Origin of the sequence: Paenibacillus harenae, assembly GCF_030812415.1 — a bacterium.
GTDB classification, from domain to species: Bacteria; Bacillota; Bacilli; order Paenibacillales; family Paenibacillaceae; genus Pristimantibacillus; species Pristimantibacillus harenae_A.
This window is the reverse complement of record NZ_JAUSST010000002.1, coordinates 319,939-341,231: the sequence shown is the minus strand read 5'-3', so window position 1 is coordinate 341,231 and position 21,293 is coordinate 319,939. Positions and strand designations below refer to the sequence as shown.

Here is a 21,293-nt window from a genome sequence, read left to right as displayed (position 1 = left end):
GATGCTATCGATGTTGCGAGTCTAGTATCCTCGTGATATAAAGAACATAGATCTTGCAATATGGAAAATAAAGGAGCTGTATCGATGGACAAAGCTACATTAGGCCGTACCGGACTGGAAGTCACCAAGCTCAGCTACGGCGCCATGGAAATCCGCGGTCCCCGCGTATGGAGCGGAAGGCCGGTCGATGACGCCGATGCGGGGCGCATCCTGCATGCCGTGCTCGACTCGGGCATCAACTTCATTGACACCTCCTACGATTACGGGAGAAGCGAGGAATTAATCGGACGCTTCATCAGCCATCGCCGGGACGAGTTCATCCTTGCGACGAAGTGCGGCTGCAGCGTCGCCGATTGCGGCGACCATGACGAGACCTCGCATCTTTGGACGCGCGATAATCTGCTTCATAACATCGACACCAGCCTCATGAGAATGAAGACGGATTATGTCGACGTCCTTCAACTGCACGGTCCGACGGTGCAGCAAGCCGAAGAAGGCCAGCTGGTCGATGTGCTGAAAGAAATTCAAGCCAGCGGCAAAGCGCGCTTTATCGGCGTATCCTCCTACTTGCCCAATCTACCCGCTTTCGTCGATTGGGGAGCATTCGATACGTTCCAGCTCCCTTATTCCGCCTTGGAGCGCGAGCATGAGGATTGGGTGACGAAAGCGGCGGAGACCGGAGCCGGGATCATCGTACGCGGCGGCGTTGGCCAAGGCGAGCCGGGAATCGGTCGCGGCTCGGAGGATCGCTGGAACGCTTGGGAACAAGCGAAGCTGGATGATTTGTTGGAGCATGGCGAGCAGCGGACCGGGTTCCTGCTGCGTTTCACGTTGGCCCACCCTTCCATGGCGACGACCATCGTCGGCACCAAAAATCCCGCCCATTTGGCGGAAAACCTTCGTTACGCCGATCTGGGGCCACTGCCAAGCGATGTGTATGCGGAAGCAAAAAAGCGTCTAGACGCCATCGGGCGAACGGCTATATCCGTCTAAATAAGAACGTCCTATCGAATGAATCCGGCTTTCAGGGGAGCCGGCTATTCGATAGGACGTTTTACGATTATACTACTTACTGCTGTATACGGGAGCTACTCGGTCAATCCGATTCGTCCAAATCCCGCCCGTGTAATCTGCAGGCAGCCTATTCATATCCTCGGTGCTGTCGAAGCCGCTTGAGAAATCGCTGCCGTCGCCGCCGACGACGATGACGCGATTATCCGCTTTGTCCATCCGATTGAGAAACTTGTCCGGCCAGCCCCATAACATCGGCGCCAGCTTATCCGGTATATGCAGCTCGGAATGCGCGCATGCACCCGGAACGTAACCCGTCCATCCGACCGCCAAATAAGGAATCAAGCAGCTCTTCATCGTCGCTTTGGACATCACCCGCATATCGGGAAGCTGTTCTTTCAAAGCGGCAATCGGCTCGTCGCCGCCGTATACCGCTAGCAAGCTCCGGCGTTCCTCGGTCAGCTCGGATAAGTACTTGGCTAGAAGCTTGCCCTCCTCGGGATCGTTGCTCTTCACGTCGATCAGTAACGCTTTGTCCGGAAAATAATCAAGAACCTCCGTCAAGGACGGCATCAATCCGATCCCTTTGCCTCGGAATGGATAGGTCTGGCCTCCGTCCGCCGTATACCCGTAACCGATATCGAGCGTCTTCAGCTCGCTCATCGTGTAGTCCCTCGTTACGCCTTCCGCGTTCGTGCGGCAATCCAGCGTCCAGTCATGAAAGACGGCGAATCGATCGTCCTTCGTTATATGAACGTCGAATTCGACGATATCGGCACCCAAGCGGAAAGCCTCTTCCATCGATGCAAGGGTGTTCTCCAGATAGGGATGCTCCGGCTCGTAAATCCGTTCGGCCGTGCAGGTATCGTTTTGGATACCCTCCATCGTATAGGTTTGCGCCATGCCGCGATGTGCCAGCAGAAGCGGATCCCCGCTGCGCGGCTTCGTTAATATCGGGCTGTTGTTAAAATAAATGAATCCAATAAGGACGACCAAAAAGATAAACGTTTTGCTTCTTACTATTTTCTTTAGTCTATTCATAAGCTACACCCTTCCATACGACTTCCAACTGCTGTCCCAATTCATCCAGCATTTTTTCCTCTGTCGAACCGGAAAATCGGTTAACGAGCACATTCACGAATATTCCCGTCAACAGCGAGGCGATAATCGAAGATTCCCAGCGGCTGCGAAAAGAACCGCTTTGTCGTTCCGCTTCGATAATCCCGTGAATCGTCTCTTGGAACACCGCGATATTGGTTGGCCGATCATCGGATTGGATCGCCGTTTTTAAGGATTCGATCAGTGCCGGGCCCATAATATCGGCATGCTTGACATAGATGGCCAATACAGCGCCGAATATACCCAGCAGTCGGCTTTTAAGCTCGCCCTCCTGCTGCTTTTGTACGATGCCGCTCATAAGGCCCGTATACGAATCGGCCACATGCAGCAGGATATGTTCCTTTTTCTCGAAATAATTGAAAAACGTCCCTTTGGCGATTCCGCATGACTTCGTGATCTCCTCTACCGTGACGTTTTCGTAACCCTTTTGCTTAAATAGCGCTACCGCATGATAAATAATTTGCTTCTTCGTTTCCTGTTTCCGCGCTTCCCTTAACATGCTTTCACCTCACAAAAAATGACCATAGTCATAAATGACTACGGTCATTATATTATAGGTATGTCCAACAATGCAAGTTGATCCCCAAGGTCAGGGCTGCGTTTGCTCAGCTTCCCGATACGCAGCAAATCAGCAACCATCTAAACCTCCGTACTGGCCATGCTGATCTGCATCCGGTCACTGTCCCATCTCCATGGCGTGTGATTGCCATGCAGATGAACGCCGCCGTACCACTCATCGACTCCAACCTCGGAAATGCGGTCCGCATTCCCGAGCCGTACATGGTTGCCCAAATCGGTTAACGTTATTTTGCATTCGCCAAAGGAAGCAGGAGAACCCTTGTAGCTCGGGAATGCTTGCAACCCTTCGGCTTGCAGGAGCGGCTTAGGTCCTTGCGTTAGCTGCGCCAAGCAATGCCAATATTGAAGGTCGCCCATACCGAGCCCATGCAGCTTGCCGCCGACTTGATCGAACAGCTCGAAAGGCAAATGAACCCCGCCTGCTATGAGCTCCATTGTCGTTTGCTCGACGATGCCTAATCCATTATGGGTGGAAGGTAACCGCGACAAGTGAGTTAGAAACGCATCGCGCGCGAACGGCAACGCTGACGTATCTGATCGAAGCAGCCGATACAAGGTTCTCGGATCGTCAGAAGCATAAGCTTCCCAAAGCGCGCTTCCTACCAGCAATTGCTCTTGCGTGACGGGCTTCTGCTTGCCTGCCAGCGTTCTTAACTGTTCCACGGAAAGTTGACCTAATCCGCGAAACAACGGGATCCCGGGGTATTCCCCAATACACAGCATGCTCAGCTTGGCAGCCGGAAACGACCGCTTCGCCAACAAGTGAAGCAAATAACAGAGCATCGCCTGGTCGAATAGATCGTGTTCGAACCACAATACGACTTCTTCATGCTTATGACATTCATCCAGCACACGTTCTTGCGCCTCGCATGTACGGATGTATTCGGCGCTCGGAATTCCCATTGCCTTCTCCAAATAACGGGCTCGCATAGAACGGTTTGCCGAATCCGTCATGTCGGCGAAGACCGGTCCTTCGGAATAGATTTCTCTCCATACAAGAATTCCGCCTTGGACAACTCCCTGACGCAGTCGATCCCCGACCGAATCTCCATTTACGATGTGCAGCATATGCTGGACGCCCTCCTGACAACTATAGGTTGCTTCCAGTATAACCCGCAGCCTCCTTAATGAGCGAGCGCAAACGCAGACGATTGAATGAACCGAACATAATTCGCCGCTTCCTGCTTAAGCCCATCATCAGTGATTTCCGACACCCCGTATACCTCGAACGAAGGCAAGTAGGTGCCTCCGCATCTCTTGATCGTCCGCTCGATCGGCCGGAACAGCTCGCTGAGCGTATATTCATTGTCGCCCCCGGAACGGTAAGCGTTCTTCGTGCCGCCTGCCGTTGTCGCGATGGCAAACTCTTTGCCATGAAGCTTGTTTCCGCCAGGACCGTAAGCCCAGCCGTATGTGAACACATCGTCGAACCATTTTTTGAGGAGCGGCGGGCTGCTGTACCAATATAGCGGGAATTGCAGCACAATCCGGTCGTGCGCAAGGATCAGTCGATGCTCCTTGTCCGCGTCGATGCACCAGTCCGGATACTCGGCGTACAGATCGCGATACGTAACGTTCGCTTCCCCCATCGCAGCATTCGCAAGCGCGCGGTTCACCCGGGATTCAGAGATACGAGGGTGCACGGCAATAATCATTATGTTCATAACAACCGTCCTTTGTCGATTTATTGCAGAATCGCGATCTACACCCCCATTATGGCTTCAATGCAAAGTTTAGGGAAGTAGGCAGTTTCTTCGTACTTGGTACGGTAAACCATACTAAGTATGCCTGAGCGTCGTACTCCACAAGAACGGGATACATCTGTTAAAATGCAAGTATCAGTCTTAGCAAGAAAGATACGGGAGGGAATCGTGATGGGTCGAACGACGGGAATCATCGCCACGCTGCAAGCAATCGGAGGCAAGTGGAAGCCGCTTATCTTGTTCTTGTTGCTTCATGAAGGTACGCTTAGGTTCGGGGAACTGAGACGCAAGCTGCCGAACATAACGCAAGGCATGCTGACGAACCAGCTTCGCGAAATGGAGCGCGACGGCCTTGTCGTCCGCCGGGTATATCAGGAAATTCCGCCAAAGGTCGAATATGAACTTTCCGAGCATGGCCGTTCGCTTCAGCAGGTGCTAGCCGACATGTGCGGTTGGGGCTTTACCCACATCGACTTCATGCAGAACGCGGAAGACATCAATCTCGAAGAAACGCCTTGACGGGAGTGTTGCTGTCTCATGTAAAAAGGAGCGAAGAGCCGTTAGTGTACGGTTCTTAGCTCCTTTGGCGAACATATTCGCTTATTCGCGTCAGTCCCTGCCGCATAACATTCGTTTTTCCGGCGCAGCCGATGCGCGCGTAGCCCTCAAGACCGAAGCATGAACCCGGCACAAGCAGCACCCCCGTTTCATCCAGCAGCGTCTTGCAGAACGACTCCGATCGTTCGGGTAAATGCAGCTTCAGCAACGCCGCCGTCCCGCCCTGCGGCTGAATGAACGAGAATGCCTCCTCTTTGGCCGACCACTCCTGGAGAACGGCAATATTGCTCCGCAGCAGTTGCTTACTGCGCGCAAGAATATGGTCATAATGGATCAGCGCCTCGGCTGCGAGCCTGTCCGTGAGCACACCGCAGCTGACTGTCGTATAATCTCGGCTCTTCATGCATTCGCTGATGATATCACGGTCGGCGCAGGCAATCCATCCGATCCGCAGCGCAGGAAGCGACAGCGCCTTGGACAGACTGGAGGTTGCGATTCCTCTCTCGTACAGATCGGCAATAGACGGTGCCGGTCTGACTCGTTCGCCTGGCCATAAATTCATACAAATTTCATCGCAAAGGATATAAGCCCCGCAGCTGCGGGCAATCGATACGATTTCCTCAAGCATGTCTCTGTCCAGCAGCGTACCGGTCGGGTTATTCGGATTGTTGAGGACGATCAGCTTCGTCCCTTCGGACGCAGCCCGCCTAAGTTCCGCCAGATCGGGCAAGAAGCCGTTCTCCGGGCGCAGCGGAACGAGGACGATCTCCGCGCCAAGCGAAGCCGGATAGGCATGGAACTGCTGATAGGTCGGATGGAAAGTAACGATCCTGTCCCCTGGCTCTAGCAACATAAACATGACGAGAGCGTTAGCTGCTGCGGCTCCGTTCATCATGACGATCCCGTCCGCGGTCACGCTCGTATACCGCTGTGCAGCAAGCTGACTCAGCTGCTGCGAGCCTTGGGTTTCGCCATAGGCGAGCTTCAGAGCAGACATCGCCTGCAGCTGCCCTGCTGGTGAAGCTCCGCCGATCGACAACAGCTGCTCCATCGTTAAGCAGTCGGCGCATGTGTCGGCAAGATTGTATTTCGCCTGCTTGGCGTGCAGGTTTTGCCACTGCTCCAAGGCAAACGGCGCGATGTGCATGAAACGTCCTCTCCTGTCCAGTTTACTGAAATGTTGGTTAAGGCATGGTATATCCACCTAGCTTTCCCAACATTTCAGCTGCCTATATTCAGCATGGATGAAAAAAGACACCCTCGCTGACAGCGAGGATGCCGGGTCCAATTCATCGGTCATTACCACAAATACAAGTCATTGCCCTTCAGCTTGAAGATCGCTTCGATGAAATAATAATCGCCGTAAATAATCGGCTGATGATGCGCCTTGGCATAATAGGCCGCGGACCCTTTCTGCACCAAGCTATCCGATTCCTCCGTCCAGTCGATTCGCGAGTCCAGCGTCTTAAGCAGCTTGACCGCCGCATCCAAGTAGACGCTTTGCTCGTATGGCCCTACCGCCTTAGCGATCTCGATCAATCCGCAAGCGGCGATCGCCGCAGCCGTGTCGTCCTCCAGCTTCGGTTCGGCCGGTTGTCTGAAGTCGACCGGAATGACGCCGTCTGCCGGAATATTAGCCATGAAATAGTGCGCGATGCGTTTGGCCGTATGCAGATATTCTTCCTTGCCGGTATGAATATAGCTCATCATGAAGCCATACAGCGCCCAAGTTTGGCCTCTCGTCCAGGAAGAGCCCTCCTCGTAGCCTTGTCCGCCATATGTCTTTACAATGCCGCCATTGAAAGGATCAAATTCAACGATATGGTTCACCGAACCATCCGGTCTAACGAAAGCGGTCATCGCCGTATCCGCATGTCTCATTGCGATCTGCTTGTAACGAGGATCGCCCGTTTCTTCCGTAGCCCAGTACAGGAGAGGGATATTGAACATGCAATCGACGATCGCCCAGCCTCTCGTATCCCCTTCGTCAAGATCGTTCCATGCACGAATGAAACCTCCCGCCAGGTTGAAGCGGCCTGCCAGCAGGTTGGCGGCATGAAGCGCTCTTTTGCGGGATTCCGGGTTTTGCGTTACTTTATAGTTGGCTACGCTGGTCGGCAGCCACATGAAGCCGACATCGTGATGAAGCCCGTAGTAATCCTCAAAGCACCGATCCAGCTTCGTTTCGGATATTTGAGCGATTTCCTTGTATTTATCATTGCCCGTTTCATGATGCATCAGCCACATCATGCCGCCCCAGAAGCCGTTCGTCCACCAATTGATGCCGTCCGCATCCGCCCCCGACGGATTCTCGGTCGCTCTATCGTCATGCGTTCCGTCAATCGTCGTGTACGGTATTTTATGCTTCGATTTCTCGCTGACCCATTCCATCTTAGCTGTAATCTTAGCGATGACTTCTTTCAACCAAGCTTGCTCGTTCTGAACCAACATAATAGTTAACCTTCTTTCCCTATGAACTTTGGATGTCATAGGCACATTATAGCTTCCTTAAGTCGCCAGTAATGTAGGATTGTTAACCAAAAATATTGTTTTTTTGCGGTCTTTCTTCCTTACGTTTGTTTAAGCTTCAGGATGAGCTGACTTAATATCCGAGTATTGTCCTGCTCCCAGAAATCATGCATCGGACAAGCTTTGGCCGCAAGCCTGTCCAGAACCGTCCGAACCGTATAGGCTTCCGCGGTTAACCGCCCGTTTACCTCTTCCCAATAAAGCGGCGCCGCCACCGTCGCTCCAACTCGTCCTCTTGCGGAGTAAGGACAAATCATCGTTTTTCCCGGGGCATGCTGGACATAATCCACATATAGTCGGTTTCCCCTGTTTTTCTTCAGCCGTTCCGTCGTAAAATCCTCCGGATGCTTTTCCGTCACGTACTTCGCGATAAACGCCGTAAAAACTCTCGCATCCTCATAAGTCAAAGCAGAATCGCGGCCGAGCGGAATATGAATCTGCATTCCTTTTCCGCCTGTCAACTTGGGGTAGCTGACAATGCCGAAGCCGTCGAATACCGTTTTCATCTCTATTGCGGCTTTAATGGCGAGAGAGAGCTTGTCTTCGCTGGGCGGGTCCAAATCGAATACGATGTCGAGCGGTTTTTCCATCCCGATGGTATGAAAAGGGGTATGAAATTCGATTGCGGCTTGATTGCCCAGCCACAACAGCGTCGACAAATCGTTGCATACGATATAATTGATGCCGCCGACGGTCTCGGATCGAACGAAATCGGGGGCGTAATCCGGACGGTTCTTCTGATAAAAGGATTCGCCCGGAACGCCATGGGGATACCGTATGGTCGTCAAGATCCGATTGCGCAAGAAAGGCATCATCAACGGCGAAATCTGCAGCAGATACGCTGCATACGCTTCCTTGTCGATGCGTGACTCTGGCCATATCATTTTATCGGGATGGGTAATAGTCACATCGCCCGAGACAGGTGCGTTATCGATAATCAGCTTGTTCCACGTGCATTCCGTCCAGCGTGCGGTTAGGCGAAAGGTTCGGAAGGCCGGCTGCATCAACCGATTGTTTTCCACCGATTCAAACTGAAGTTCCACGCATATGCCGGGCTTGATCCGGACCACCTTGCTATCGACGTTATCGATTCGATTCGCCATGATCGTCTGGATAAGCGTTTGTTTTTCCTCCGGGCGCAGCCCTCCGCTGAATGACCCCACTTGAACGGTGTTCGAATCCTCTTGCAAGCCTGCGATAAAGCTTTCATTCACCTGGTCATATCCCGCAATAAAAAACAGACCGCTGTACGGCCCGCCCGATTTAGGAAATAACGCTGCCTTGCCCCGATCATTGACCATATGCGACTCCTTAATTGTTTAGTAGATTTTAGAATTCCAGTATTCGTTGTAGTATTTTCCCACTCGCAGCCAAATTTATTCTTTTTCAAAATGTACCTTCTGCCCATATAAAAAAACCACTTCGATTGAAGTGGTTGAAAAGATGATCGGAAATAGACCACATTCGTAAAAACAACTCGTCAACGAGCAGTTACCAATCGTTAAAGCCTTGTTCGAGATCATACTCATAATGATAATTCCAATGCCCATTGGCATAATCCATATATATGAGCGCCTCATATACAATATCGCCTTCTGCTATGTCCTGTGTTAAATCGATCCAATCAATAAAGCCATGAACGACCGCTTCCTTCTCGCCTAGAAAAACGACGCGTTCTTTGGATAACTTTACCCTCTCATCCGATATCATAAAATTCACTCTTAATACATCGTCCCATGTCCTTCGAGGATCAACCATTGCACTATTCCAATGATCAATAAATAAGGGAGATGTATATTGATAGGTTAGTTCATAGTTTTCCTCATTACTAACTTTGTAATACGTTCTAAGATCCGATAGCACAGCTTCTTGCTCATCATAATGATCGACTAAAATTGCTTTTGCAGTTTCATTAATATCGCTCGGCAACTCCGAAGTGCTAGACATCATTGTTGATTTGGCTATTTTCCACATGCCTTCTTCTTGCCGAATAGTTAGCGCAAATTCTTCCTTTTGATTCATTACTTGTGTATTCTCGGTATAAGTCACATGAAGAGCAGCCTCATTCATGGCACTATAATCAATTGTATTAATTGTTATGACAAAATCTCTTACTGGAATCTCGCTTGACGGTTTATCGGCATCATATTCAAACTCTAGATTATAGTACCCTAATTCAAGATTGTCAGAAGTTAATAGTTTCGGACTAAAATTTCGGTAATATTTCGTTAGAAGCTCACGAATGGCTTGTTCTTGACCGTAACCGAATTGCGTAAGGTTAACCGTATGCTGTTGCTTGTCGTAACGTGCCGAATAACCTATAATGTCGCCGATGAATCGGAGCGGGAAATATACTTGTCCCTGAATGAAAGGTGCCTCTTCAAAGAACCAATAACCTTGACCGTTATGCTCGACGATATCTTCACCAAGCCAATATTTAATTTCTGAACCTGGCTTACGGCCTGATACCTCTTTAGCTTCAGCATTATATCCAACTGTGTAACCTAACGCTTCGAAAAACTGGCGAAAAGGCACATACGTAACGCCTGCTTTAATAATCGGTTCGATCGTTTTGATTTCGATATCATTAACGTACAATCGGACCTGCTTATCCGCCGCGGAAACGACAGATACGGATGTCATCAAGCATGTAAACAGCAGAATCAATAAGATTTTTTTGGCCATAAGACACTCCCTATTCTACGAAAACCTAATTAGCGTTGGGCTATGTTGGATAATTGCATCAACTTTTCGCTGTTTTGGGGACTTTGTGGACCTATCAACCATCCAAAAAAATCCAAACCTCTTTTAACAATAACATAAAATGAATCAAAAACAATCTTAAATAACAAAAGACGCCGGAACGTATCGTTCCAGCGTCTTCCTTCATTAAACGAGCATTATTTCGCTTTGATCGTCTCCAGCGGCTGCGCATTGCCGTACACAGGACGATTACGCTCTACCGGCTTAGCCCATTTCACGGCATTCGCAATGACGCGCTGAACGTCTTTGTTGTAATAGGTAGGATACGTTTCGTGACCCGGCCTGAAATAAAACACTTTGCCGTTGCCGCGGATGAAGGTGCAGCCGCTGCGGAACACCTCCCCGCCTTCGAACCAGCTTGTGAAGATCAGCTCGTCCGGAGCGGGAATGTCAAAATGCTCGCCGTACATTTCTTCCTTCTCGAGCTCGATATATTCGGCGATGCCTTCCGCGATCGGATGGCTTGGCGCCACGACCCACAGACGCTCTTTCTCGTCGGCTTCGCGCCATTTCAGATCGCAGCTCGTACCCATAAGAACCTTGAAAATTTTGGAGAAATGCCCCGAGTGAAGGACGATCAGCCCCATCCCGTCCAATACGCGCTGACGAACCTTTTGAACGATCTCGTCCTTTACTTCGTCGTGCGCAAGATGCCCCCACCAAATTAACACATCGGTATTGTTCAATACATCATCCGTCAAACCGTGCTCCGGCTCATCCAAAGTAGCCGTCCCTGCCGTATATCCAGCTTCCTTCAAAAAAGATGCGATTGTGCCATGAATGCCCTCGGGATATATTTCGCCGACTAGCGGATTTCTTTTCTCATGACGATTTTCGTTCCAAACCGTTACCTTTACCATATTGAAGAACGCTCCTTTGTTATTGATATCGTTAGTCCAAGTATAGAAAACACGGCTCCTCATGGGAATGCCGAATCATGCCTCTTTTGTATTCAAAAGTGTTATACTTCTTAAAGCGTATGCTCTCTAGGAGGTAATGACATGCCATTCATCGAAACTTACATGGACACGAATGCCGAGGCTATCAATGAAGAGGTCATCTATCAGAATCCGCTGCTGTTTCTGAAAATATGGGAAATCTGCTCGAATGAAAGCCATTATGGTCCAGTGGAGAATCACCCGTGGCATTATCATAAAGAAGTCGAATTTTTAGCCATGCTGGACGGGCGTTTAGGCGTACAAAGCAAACACGGATACGTGGTCCTCGGGCCGGGCGACGTGATGGTATTGGGAGCTTCCCAGCCGCACCGTTCCCACAAGCCTTTTGCCGACAACCTGCACTACGTCGTGTTCCAGATCGATCTGGGCAAACATTTTGACCAGAGCACCATGCCGTATTTATCTTGCTTCTCCGAGCATACGGAACCGCTGGATAACCTAAACTATATTTTCGATGGCAACGAGTCCGTGAAACGGGATGCTCATGCGTTCATTATGGATATTTTCCAGGAATCGCAAACGCGAACGAGAGGTTATGAAATTGCCGTCAGCGCTGCGATCAAGCGTCTCATTCTCTTATTATTAAGAAGCGATACCCGCAACGTGTTGAACGATACCGGGGAATCGGAATTACTTCGATTTAGGCCGGTGCTTGACTATATAGACATGCATCTGTATGAAAAAATCGGAGTCGAGGATGCGTGTGCGCTGCTTAATTTAAGCTATCATTATTTTATCAAATATTTCAAGAAAACGATGGGGCTTTCCTTCGTGGAATACGTCAACTACAAACGGATCAAGAAAGCCGAGCTTCTGTTGTTGACCAGCGACCTCAACATTATGGATGTGAGCTGCGAGGTCGGCATCACCAACATGGCCCAATTTTACAAGTTATTCAAGCGCCACAACGGATGCTCGCCTAGGGAATTCAAGCTGCACATGCGCAGCGGGTCGAAAGTTCAAACGATTATCGAATAGAAAGGAGTGTTTTTAAATGGATCCATTGAACAAGCCGACTGAACAAAGCGATTTGCCTAAGATCAGCAGCCCTGCTACCCGCGCGCTTACGGCGGCCGGATATTTCAGGCTTCAGCAATTCACGAAAGTGACGGAGGCCGACCTCCTTAAGCTGCATGGCGTTGGACCTAAAGGGATTAGAATACTGAAAGAAGCTCTCAAAGAGCGAGGGCTGTCTTTTGCGCAAAAATGAACGTCCCCCCGCTCAGGAAAGAACAAAAACAAAACAAACGGGTTTTTACCCACCACCATTCATTCCGCCAAAGTTACTGCAAAAATCCAACATAGCAGCCAGAGGTTAGCTGCATACGCAGAAAGGGGCTATCCCTAAGCCAGTAGCTTTTAGGACAACCCCTTTGCACGCCTTCAAGGCTTTTGCGGCTATTCGTTCAAATAAGTGTTGATCCGGTTTGACAATGATTTGGCTACCGCGTCGGCCGATTTGCCGCCGGTAAAGTAAGCGGCCGATTCCTCGCTAATCATACTCAGCACCTTGGAATCGATATTGGCGTATTTGCCAACCTCAGGCATTAAAGCGGTAACGCGCGCCATATCCTCTTCGCTTATCGTCGGCGTCATTTCCTCGCCGTCCTTGCCTCTAAGCCTGATGCTTGCTTTTTTGCCTCCTTCGCCGTTTCCTCCTCCTTCGATCATTTCTTTCGTTGAAGCGAGTCCATTAGCTAAAGCCGCCTTGTTTACGGGAAAATTCATCATCGCTCTCGAGGACTGCATCTCTTCGGACAGCAGATAGCTCACGAATGTCCAAGCGGCTTCCTTTACATCCGATTTCTCATTCAGGGCGAGCACCTGGCTTGATTTGAACGGCAAGCCCTCGTCCGTGCCGGAAGCCGGCGGAGTGAGCATCGCTTTCGATTTCCCTTCCATCTGCGGCATCAAGAGCGCATTCATCGGAGAATCCATGCTGAGCAGGCGGAAGGCCGTATTTTCCGGTCCCATCATCTCCGGAGTAGCCAAGCCTTCATCGTACAGCTTCTTGACTTTCTCCATATAGGCGCGGAAAGCCTGTTCATCGAAGGAGACGTTGTTGCCTTCTTTCTTCACGAGCTGCGCGTACACCGATTCGGTTACGTATTTAAGCAGCGTTTCGGGCTTGATCATCGACATGCCGTATTTGCCGTCCGTCTTCGTCTTCGCCAGAAGGTCGACGAACTGATCCCATGTCCATGTCGCATCGTTCAGACTGTTCTGCTCCAGCAGAGAGTCGTCGCCGAGCATGACGTCGAGCGAAAAGGAGGTCGGAACGCCAAACCAGCCCTCACCTCCAGAAACGCCGCTCATCACCTTTTCGTAATAATCGGTTTTGTTGAAACTGCCATCCTTGCTTGCCCATTCGTCCCAATCGCCAAGAAGCCCCTTTTCTATATATTTATCGATCGGCAAATACTCCGCCGAGATAATGTCCGACGCATTGCCCGACATTAGCGCCGCATTGACGCTGCTTGCGTACTTGTCCACATCCTCCGGCTTCGGTCCCGTTTCCGCGCCTTGCATCATGACGATTTTGCCGCCGCCGCTCGTGTCCGCGGGCACGAGCTCGTTGATTTGGACGTCGATATCGGGATGAAGCTGCTCGAACTTCTGCTCCGCCTCCATCAGGAAACGGTCACTCGTCAGGACCGACATCGAAATGACGGTTTTGCCGTCTTCCGTTTTGGCCGAGTTGTCGCCCGGTGCGGGAGACCCGTTCGTTTCCTTGCCGTCATTGCCGCTCGAGCACGCTGCTAGCGCGGCGCACAGTACTAACCACGCTGTCGATTTCCAAACCTTTGCTCTCTTCCTCATTTTGTTTCCTCCTCAGTATCATTCGCATTATTTAGGAATAGCGGACGCGATCTCCATCGCTGATCGGTTCGCTGGATTCCGTAATGAACGGCTCGTCAGGCAGCAGCCCATCCGTAACCGCCGTATCTCCGTTCTCGTCTCTGATCGTGACGTATGTTTTGACGGCGTAATAAGCGGTGCCGAGCGGCCCGTCTTTTTCCATGACGGTGTACACGAAATAACCGTTATTGTCCTGCTCCAGTACGGACTTCGGAATTTGCATTCCCATGGAACGGCTCTGGTTGGAGATGCTTACGTAAGCCTTCAAGCCCGGCTGCAGCTTGGCATCCGTCACGTCGAACGTTATGGTCTCGTTCGTGCCGTCCGTGCTTTCGTCATTGCCGCCCGTCGGCGCATCTTCGATATCCGAAATAAATCCTTCGATGCTTCTTCTCGGTTCTTCGTCCAACTGCACTCTCACTTTGTCGCCGATGCGCAGCATGGAAGCGTCGTTGCTGTCCGCCACGATGGAGAACTGGTAACCGGCAGCATCGTCGGCGATCTCGACAATGGGCTGTCCCCGGCTGGCAACCGCTCCTTCCGATGCGTTGACGTTAATCACGATGCCGTCCACAGGGGCTTTCAACGTACCGCCCTCCGCGATTTGCTTCTCCAGATCGGCAATTTTTCGCTCCTGGACTTGCATATCCAGCTTGTGGCTCTCGAGGTCGCGCTTCTGATTATCGGCGCCGGCGGAATCCTCGCTGCTCAGCACGGCTTTCATCTGATCCATCATCTTGGCCATCTGCAGCTTTTGCTGCTCGTAGCGGGTTTTCTCGTCCTGCAGCGTTCTTCTCGTCGAAGCGGTATCGAACGTAACGAGTGCGTCGCCTCGTTTCACCCGGTCGTTCTTTTTTTTGAGAATCTCCTCTACCTTCCAATCCCCTTCCGCAAAAAGCTGCGCGGTATGCGCAGGCTGAAGGAAGCCGTCGCCCGTAACGTTCAGGTCGAGACCTCCCATATCCGGCTTCTGGACGGATACCTTAGGCAGCGACAACCCCTGAATGGTGTTGGACAGAAACGTAAGCGCAAGAAGGAGCGTGAAAAACAGCCCGATCAACCAGCCCAGCGTCTTCTTTCGTCGTTCCATATTCGTCTGCATGCCTCCTTTCTCCTGATTAACCTTTAATGCCCGACATTTGAATGCCTTCCACCAGATGCTCTTCGCCATAGAGGAAAATAAGCACCATCGGGGTCATGTACAGCACGGAGGCAGCAAACGCAACTCCCCTTGCTCCCTCGGCAATCGTAGCCAGATAGACGGACAGCGGCTGGCGAAACGGCTCGGACAGAAACAAAATCGGCTGCTCCACCATGTTCCAGTTATCGACGAACGATAAGAGAACGAGCGCCGCGATGCCTGGCTTGGCTAACGGAAGCGCAATATGGATAAATGCCCGCAAATGTCCCGCTCCGTCGATTCGAATAGCCTCCAGATAGGCATCCGGAATGCTCGCCATGAACTGCCGCATCAGGAACACGCCGAATGAAGCGAATAGACCGGGCAAAATAATGGCTCCGTAGCTGTTCAAGAAACCAAGCTTATCCGCCACCAGATAATTCGGCACGAGCGTAACCTGGAACGGCATAAGCATCGTTAGCAAGTAGACGAAAAAAAGCCTGTCCCTTCCGGGGAAAGCCAATTTCGCGAAAGCGAAGCCGGCAAGCGTTCCGATTATCGCCTGCCCGGCGATAATGGGAAGCGTAAGCTTCACCGAATTCCAAAAATGCAGCAAAAACTTCGGCCGCTTCAGCAGCACCTCCCCGAATTGCGATAACGTAACCGTCTCGGGAATGAGGCGGATCATCACGTTCTTTCCGGCGGCGGCGGTATCGCCTCCGTCCAAAAGATCGTAATGCCGGCCGATCTCCTCCTCCGACATAAACGAATTGCTCACCGTCAGCACGACTGGAAATAACATGGCCAGCGCGATCAGGATTAGAAAAGCGAGCTTCATGGCCGTCATTGACTTGCGCATGGCGTCCGTCATTGCAGTGCCTCCCTTGACCGTCTTTCCGCCCGGAACAGCACGTAGACCGTGACCCCGATGACGATCGACAGCAGAACGGCAGCAGCCGTGAGCTTCGGATAGTCCAGCGAGGCAAACATATTGTTCATGAAATGCTGCAGCGTATAGATCGAGTCGTTCGGGTAGGCTCCCGCCACCAGATACGTTTCGCGGAATACTTTGAACGACTGGACGATGCTCATCACGACGACAAAAAAGGATGTCGGCGCAAGCCCCGGCCACGTGATGTGCATAAATGCTCGGATCGGTCCGGCTCCGTCCATAGACGCCGATTCGTACTGCTCCGTCGGAATGTTGGATAAACCGGCGAGAAAAACAATCAGGTTATAGCCTGCGTTTTTCCATACGAAGACGGCCAGCATGACGGCAAACGCCCAATTGGAGTTCATCCAATCGACGGGATTCATTCCCCAAGCCAGGAAGAGACCGTTAATGGCTCCGTTCCATTGGAACAGCGTCTGCCATACGAGGATCACGGAAGCGACGGGTACGACGAGCGGCAGCAGGAACATCGTCCGCATCGATTGGCGGAAGGGCAGCTTCGCTCTAAGCAGCAGCGACAGTCCCAGCGATACGGCAAAGAGCAAGGGTACGCTGACGCCCGCGAACAGCAAGGAGTTGACGAGCGCTTTGCGGAACGAACCGCTGTCCCATAACGCTTCGTAATTGCTCAGCCCGACGAAATTGCCGTTAACGGGATTGTCGATCACCGAGTAATAGACAACCGCGCCGAACGGGACGATGAAGAACAAGAGAAAACCGGCAAGGCTCGGGGCCAGGAACAGCAGCGTGAAAGGCGCGTCCCGCCGGTATTGTTGCCTGATTCGAATCAGATGATTGCCTCCTTTCCAAGGCTTGCATTCGCCTTCATGCCCTTCATCATAGCCATGCATTGTGACAGCCGTGTGACAGGTCCCGGCGTGACAAAGGCGCTGCCGCTCGCTTACAATAAAGCTGTAAAAAAGGAATGTGCGGGCGGGCTCAAGAAGAAGGAAGGACTGAACAGCGTGAAACCAAAAGTACTGATAGTCGAGGACGAGCGGCGCATACGGGAACTGATCGCCGATTATTTGGAGGAAGAAAGCTTGGACTATTGCGAATGCGCTCGGGGCGACCACGCGCTGGACAAGTTCGAGGAACATAGGCCCCAGCTCGTTCTTCTCGATATACTGATGCCGGGACTCGACGGCTACGATGTATGCGAGGCCATTCGCGCCAGATCGAATGTGCCGATCGTGTTCCTAACTGCCAAGTCAGAGGAAGACGACAAGCTGCTCGGTTACGATCTGGGGGCAGACGATTATATAACGAAGCCGTTCAGCCCGAAGGTGCTGATCGCCAAAATCAAAGCGCTGCTGAAAAGGGCCGAATCGGCATCGGCTTCGGCGGTTAATGCCGGCTTCGGCGAACCCGCTGGCGAATACCTGAAAATAGAAGATCTGCTATTGGATTTGGCTGCAAGGGAAGCGTCGCTGGACGGCGTCCCGCTTGCGCTGTCGTCCAAGGAATTCGACCTGCTGCTGCACTTCGTCCGCAACCGCAACCGCGTGCTCGATCGCGACATGCTGCTGGACGCGGTATGGGGATACGATTATGCCGGTTACGTGCGCACCGTGGATACGCATGTGAAGCGGCTTCGGCAGAAGCTCGGTGCCCGCGCGGAGTGGATTGTAACGCTGCGGGGTACCGGATACCGGATGAAGGTGACGCCTTGACGCGGTTAAGCCATTCCGTCGCTTTCCGTCTGTTTGCCGTCACGTTCGTCGTTATCATGCTGCTTCTTGGCGTCCTGCTTGCGGTACTCGCGGGAAGCTTCGCTTCATTCTACGAACGGCGCCAAGTGAAGGACATTAAGCTGGAAATGAACCTTATCCGCGACCAGTATGCGAAGTCGGCAAAATCGTCCGGCGGCGACGAAGGATTCCCTTCAACCTTTTTCCGGTTCGAGAGCGATTACTTTGCCACGATTTCGCTTGTAACCATGGATAAAGGCAAAATAATGATCCAAAGAGAAAAACAGCGTGAAAACGGCGATTCGCCGCAAAACGGGCTGCCTTCGTTTTTGCCGCCCGGACTCGATGAGCAGTCGCAGAAGTTCATGCTCGCCTTTCAGGAATGGCGGCGCGATCAGCAAGCGTTCGATAAGGTCATGAACGAATCCGAAACGCTCGTGTACCGCTCTCACGGTACAGGCACGGCGAGCTCCGGCGGCGATCAACTGATTGCGGTCGCTCCGGTCGAATCGGACGGAAGCGGCGAAGGGACCGTGCTGTTCGCCATCTCCTCGCTGCAGCCGGTCATCGGCGCTTCGAAGGTCATACGCGATTTCTCCTGGTATGCGTTTGGCGTTGCCATCGTGCTAGTGCCGATCCTCGCTTTCCTGTACGCCGGCATCCTGACCAAGCCGCTTCGCTCGCTCAACGAACTTGCCGGCAGGCTTGCTTCGCTCGATTTCTCCTCCCGCATCCGTTGGCGCCGCAAGGACGAGATCGGCGAACTGTCGAGGACGTTCGATTTTCTGGCGGATAATTTGCAAGGTGCCCTGTCGGAGCTTCACGAAGCCAACGATAAGCTGCGCAAAGATATCGAGCGGGAGAAGGCGCTGGAGCGGATGCGCCGGGATTTCGTAGCCGGCGTCTCCCATGAGCTCAAAACGCCGCTTAGCTTGATCGGAGGTTATGCCGAAGGGTTGCAGGACAATATCGGATCCGGCGCGAAGCGAGCGCGGTACGCGGAAGTCATCTTGGACGAGACGCGGCGCATGTCCGCGATTGTCGGCGATATGCTGGACCTGTCCCATCTGGAATCCGGCCAGTACCAGCTTAATCGGGACACTTTCGACGCTGCCATGCTGATCGAGGAGACTGCCGAACGCGCCCATGCGCTGGGAGCGGAAAAAAACGTGAACATCGAGGTTTCGCTGCCGGAGGAACGGGACGGCGAAGTCTACGCTTGGGGGGATCGGTTCCGGATCGGGCAAGTGCTTACGAATCTGTTGTCCAATGCGGTAAGGCATGCTTCGGATGGAGGCACGGTTACGTTCATGGTTATTCGGGACGACGATGAATGGCGATTTACCGTCCATAATGAGGGAGAACCTATACCGGAGGAGCAACGCCATCTTATTTGGAGTCAATTCTACCGCGTCGACAAGGCGCGCGTCCGGGAAAGCGGCGGAACCGGAATCGGGCTAGCCATCGTCAAGCAGATTCTCGATCTGCACGGCAGCCGTTACGATGTGCGCAACGAGCTTGGAGGCGTGACGTTCGCCTTCACGCTTCCCGTAGCGCAAGAGGCATGAGAGATGTGGATAGGCATGTCGTTGGCAGTCTATGTTGGATATCTGCACTAACTTTGTTTTTAATTAGTATTTTTTGCCTTCAATCCTACGAAATGTCTCATCATCTACCTCCCATAGTAGAAAGATTTGGATCACAAAGCATTTGTAAAGGTAAATAGGTTACACTATTTCCGTAGAAAAAGACGAGAAGGTGAAATATGCAATGAACAAGGCGCACACGGAGCAAGTCCGTTTATTTGTCGCGGTGCCATTGCCGGAAGCGATCAAGGATCATCTAACGCGATGGGCCCAGCAAAATAAAACAAAGCTTCCGTTTCGCAAATGGACGCATCCCGCCGATTACCACATTACGCTTCAGTTTCTCGGCGAGACGCCCATGGATAAGCTTGAGAGGCTCAAAACCGCTTTGTCCGACGTTCAACTTCCTACCTTCGGTCTTCGATTGAATACCGTCGGAACGTTCGGCCCTCCCAAAGCTCCCCGGATTTTATGGACATCCGTTGACGGAGACCTTCCAAGCCTAGGTTCTTTACATAAGGATGTCGTGAGGAGAACAAGCCCGCTCGGTTTTGTCCCGGAGGATCGTCCTTACAAACCGCATATTACGCTTGCCAGAACCTTTGCGGGGGAGGGCGGTCTGGATGCCGCGCCATTCTCCGGCTTTCGGTCCTCGGAGCAATGGACGGCCGATCATTTCGTATTGATGCGCACCCATCTGCGCGCCTCGCCAATGTATGAAACAATCGGCAAATACCCCTTATCGAATCGATAAGGGGTATTTGTTTCGTTACGACAATCCGTGTAATCAAGCGGAGATAGACGCTTACGGCGTTTTCCGATATGCCAACACTTACCCGGCCGCTATTCAAGCCCTTCAGCGTGTTGATTTATGCCTCGCTAACCATGCGATTCGTTAATTTCCCCAGACCTTCTATTTCGATCGTCACGACATCGCCTGGATTCAAGTACACGCGCTGATCCGCCGGATAACCGAGTACGACGCCTTCGGGAGTTCCGGTCAGGATGATATCGCCAGGAACAAGCGTCATGTGCTGGGATATGTAGCTCACGATTTCGTCGCATGGGAAGATCATGTCCGATGTATTCGAATACTGGCGCTCGTCCCCGTTAACGAAGCATTTGATAGCCAAATCGTTCGGATCGGCGATCTCATTCTTCGTAACCAAATAGGGGCCAAGCGGGCTGAAACCGTCGCAGCTTTTGCCAAGCAGCCATTGCGAGGTTCTCGTTTGAAGATCGCGCGCGGACAGGTCGTTCGCGCAGCAGTAGCCGAACACATAGTCCAATGCCTGTTCCTTGCTAACGTTTTTAGCGGTTTTACCGATCACGATGACAAGCTCCGCCTCATAATCGACTTGATTCGTCACTCGTTCAGGCAAAACGACGTCATGCAGGTGACCCGTCAGCGTATTGTTGAATTTATTGAACAAAATCGGGAATTGCGGAATGGCTGCATTCGTTTCAATCGCATGCTGCCTGTAATTCAAGCCAACGCATATGATTTTGTTCGGAGCCGGTACACATGGTCCGAATTGCACCTCATCTTCGCGAAGCAGCAAGGCAGCCCCGTAATTTGGCGTTTGGAGCAAACGCTCCGCATAACTGCGCAAAATGGCCACAGCTTGTTCGCCTCCGGCAATGACATCCATCGCATCCGTCGGAACCGCGGAATCCGGCATGTGCTCAAGCGCCGATAAAATATCGATGATGCCGTCATTCAGCTTTACCCCGAGTCTGTATCGCCCTTCTTGTTCGATCGCCACTAACTTCATAACGGTGTTCGCCCCTTCCTTCCAGCTATATTAAGCATCTTTGTTAATACAAACCCACCGTCAATGTACAGCGGGGAGCCTATCAACTC

General features: G+C 51.9%; 21 protein-coding genes. 7 read left to right on the top strand and 14 right to left on the bottom strand.

All coding sequences use genetic code 11. From position 1 onward, the window contains the following. Positions 1–84 precede the first annotated feature (84 nt). Positions 85–993, top strand: coding sequence for an aldo/keto reductase (locus J2T14_RS06465; protein WP_307469079.1), 909 nt, complete (start codon positions 85–87; stop codon positions 991–993). Positions 994–1,065: 72 nt separating this feature from the next. Here J2T14_RS06465 and J2T14_RS06460 read toward each other — a convergent pair whose 3' ends face one another. From J2T14_RS06460 to J2T14_RS06445, 4 genes are all read right to left on the bottom strand, one after another. Next, positions 1,066–2,052, bottom strand: coding sequence for a glycerophosphodiester phosphodiesterase family protein (locus J2T14_RS06460; RefSeq protein WP_307469078.1), 987 nt, complete (start codon positions 2,050–2,052; stop codon positions 1,066–1,068). Then, on the bottom strand, positions 2,045–2,629 hold the full coding sequence (locus tag J2T14_RS06455; RefSeq protein WP_307203548.1) for a TetR/AcrR family transcriptional regulator: 585 nt from the start codon (positions 2,627–2,629) through the stop codon (positions 2,045–2,047). Before J2T14_RS06455 ends, J2T14_RS06460 begins: the two co-directional genes overlap by 8 nt. Before the next feature lie 140 nt (positions 2,630–2,769). After that, on the bottom strand, positions 2,770–3,777 hold the full coding sequence (locus J2T14_RS06450) for a DUF1835 domain-containing protein (RefSeq protein ID WP_307469076.1): 1,008 nt from the start codon (positions 3,775–3,777) through the stop codon (positions 2,770–2,772). 56 nt (positions 3,778–3,833) lie between these two features. Further along, positions 3,834–4,373: an NAD(P)H-dependent oxidoreductase gene (locus J2T14_RS06445; protein ID WP_307469073.1), complete on the bottom strand. Its 540-nt coding sequence runs from the start codon at positions 4,371–4,373 to the stop codon at positions 3,834–3,836. 210 nt (positions 4,374–4,583) lie between these two features. On the opposite strand from J2T14_RS06445, the gene J2T14_RS06440 reads away from it, so the two are divergent. Continuing rightward, on the top strand, positions 4,584–4,931 hold the full coding sequence (locus J2T14_RS06440) for a winged helix-turn-helix transcriptional regulator (RefSeq protein WP_307203544.1): 348 nt from the start codon (positions 4,584–4,586) through the stop codon (positions 4,929–4,931). A 55-nt stretch (positions 4,932–4,986) separates the two neighbouring features. Here the strand turns inward: J2T14_RS06440 and J2T14_RS06435 are convergent, their stop codons facing one another. The 5 genes from J2T14_RS06435 to J2T14_RS06415 all read right to left on the bottom strand — a co-directional run bounded on the left by J2T14_RS06435 (position 4,987) and on the right by J2T14_RS06415 (position 11,122). Then, on the bottom strand, positions 4,987–6,117 hold the full coding sequence (locus tag J2T14_RS06435; RefSeq protein WP_307469070.1) for an aminotransferase class I/II-fold pyridoxal phosphate-dependent enzyme: 1,131 nt from the start codon (positions 6,115–6,117) through the stop codon (positions 4,987–4,989). Between the two features lie 152 nt (positions 6,118–6,269). After that, positions 6,270–7,421, bottom strand: coding sequence for a glycoside hydrolase family 88 protein (locus J2T14_RS06430; RefSeq protein WP_307469068.1), 1,152 nt, complete (start codon positions 7,419–7,421; stop codon positions 6,270–6,272). Positions 7,422–7,540: 119 nt separating this feature from the next. Next, positions 7,541–8,800: a DNA ligase D gene (gene ligD, locus J2T14_RS06425; protein WP_307469066.1), complete on the bottom strand. Its 1,260-nt coding sequence runs from the start codon at positions 8,798–8,800 to the stop codon at positions 7,541–7,543. A 190-nt stretch (positions 8,801–8,990) separates the two neighbouring features. Beyond that, positions 8,991–10,184 carry a copper amine oxidase N-terminal domain-containing protein gene (locus J2T14_RS06420; RefSeq protein WP_307469063.1) on the bottom strand — a complete coding sequence of 398 codons (1,194 nt, stop codon included), beginning with the start codon at positions 10,182–10,184 and terminating at the stop codon, positions 8,991–8,993. Between the two features lie 215 nt (positions 10,185–10,399). Continuing rightward, entirely contained in the window at positions 10,400–11,122 is a 723-nt protein-coding gene (locus J2T14_RS06415; protein WP_307203539.1) for a ThuA domain-containing protein, read from the bottom strand. A gap of 141 nt (positions 11,123–11,263) precedes the next feature. Here J2T14_RS06415 and J2T14_RS06410 point away from each other — a divergent pair, with 141 nt between their 5' ends. Both J2T14_RS06410 and J2T14_RS06405 read left to right on the top strand, forming a co-directional pair. Then, on the top strand, positions 11,264–12,199 hold the full coding sequence (locus J2T14_RS06410; protein ID WP_307469060.1) for a helix-turn-helix domain-containing protein: 936 nt from the start codon (positions 11,264–11,266) through the stop codon (positions 12,197–12,199). A gap of 16 nt (positions 12,200–12,215) precedes the next feature. Then, a complete protein-coding gene (locus J2T14_RS06405) occupies positions 12,216–12,431 on the top strand; it encodes a DNA-binding protein (protein ID WP_307203536.1) in 216 nt (71 codons plus the stop codon). A gap of 188 nt (positions 12,432–12,619) precedes the next feature. Here the strand turns inward: J2T14_RS06405 and J2T14_RS06400 are convergent, their stop codons facing one another. The 4 genes from J2T14_RS06400 to J2T14_RS06385 are packed head-to-tail and all read right to left on the bottom strand — an operon-like array spanning position 12,620 to position 17,003. Continuing rightward, the gene (locus J2T14_RS06400) at positions 12,620–14,041 is read right to left on the bottom strand and encodes an ABC transporter substrate-binding protein (protein ID WP_307469058.1); all 1,422 of its coding nucleotides are present in this window, start codon (positions 14,039–14,041) and stop codon (positions 12,620–12,622) included. A 31-nt stretch (positions 14,042–14,072) separates the two neighbouring features. Then, entirely contained in the window at positions 14,073–15,182 is a 1,110-nt protein-coding gene (locus J2T14_RS06395; protein ID WP_307469056.1) for an efflux RND transporter periplasmic adaptor subunit, read from the bottom strand. Between the two features lie 16 nt (positions 15,183–15,198). Further along, complete coding sequence (locus J2T14_RS06390) at positions 15,199–16,071, bottom strand: carbohydrate ABC transporter permease (RefSeq protein ID WP_307469054.1); 873 nt, start codon at positions 16,069–16,071, stop codon at positions 15,199–15,201. Then, complete coding sequence (locus J2T14_RS06385; RefSeq protein WP_307469052.1) at positions 16,068–17,003, bottom strand: carbohydrate ABC transporter permease; 936 nt, start codon at positions 17,001–17,003, stop codon at positions 16,068–16,070. Before J2T14_RS06385 ends, J2T14_RS06390 begins: the two co-directional genes overlap by 4 nt. Positions 17,004–17,030: 27 nt before the next feature. Here J2T14_RS06385 and J2T14_RS06380 point away from each other — a divergent pair, with 27 nt between their 5' ends. The 3 genes from J2T14_RS06380 to thpR all read left to right on the top strand — a co-directional run bounded on the left by J2T14_RS06380 (position 17,031) and on the right by thpR (position 20,183). Continuing rightward, complete coding sequence (locus tag J2T14_RS06380) at positions 17,031–17,825, top strand: response regulator transcription factor (protein WP_307469049.1); 795 nt, start codon at positions 17,031–17,033, stop codon at positions 17,823–17,825. Beyond that, entirely contained in the window at positions 17,822–19,411 is a 1,590-nt protein-coding gene (locus J2T14_RS06375) for a sensor histidine kinase (RefSeq protein ID WP_307469046.1), read from the top strand. The genes J2T14_RS06380 and J2T14_RS06375 overlap by 4 nt, the downstream gene beginning before the upstream one ends. Positions 19,412–19,613: 202 nt before the next feature. Then, a complete protein-coding gene (thpR, locus tag J2T14_RS06370; protein ID WP_307469043.1) occupies positions 19,614–20,183 on the top strand; it encodes an RNA 2',3'-cyclic phosphodiesterase in 570 nt (189 codons plus the stop codon). Positions 20,184–20,298: 115 nt separating this feature from the next. Here the strand turns inward: thpR and J2T14_RS06365 are convergent, their stop codons facing one another. Beyond that, positions 20,299–21,204, bottom strand: coding sequence for a fumarylacetoacetate hydrolase family protein (locus J2T14_RS06365; RefSeq protein ID WP_307469041.1), 906 nt, complete (start codon positions 21,202–21,204; stop codon positions 20,299–20,301). Between the last annotated feature and the right edge of the window lie 89 nt (positions 21,205–21,293).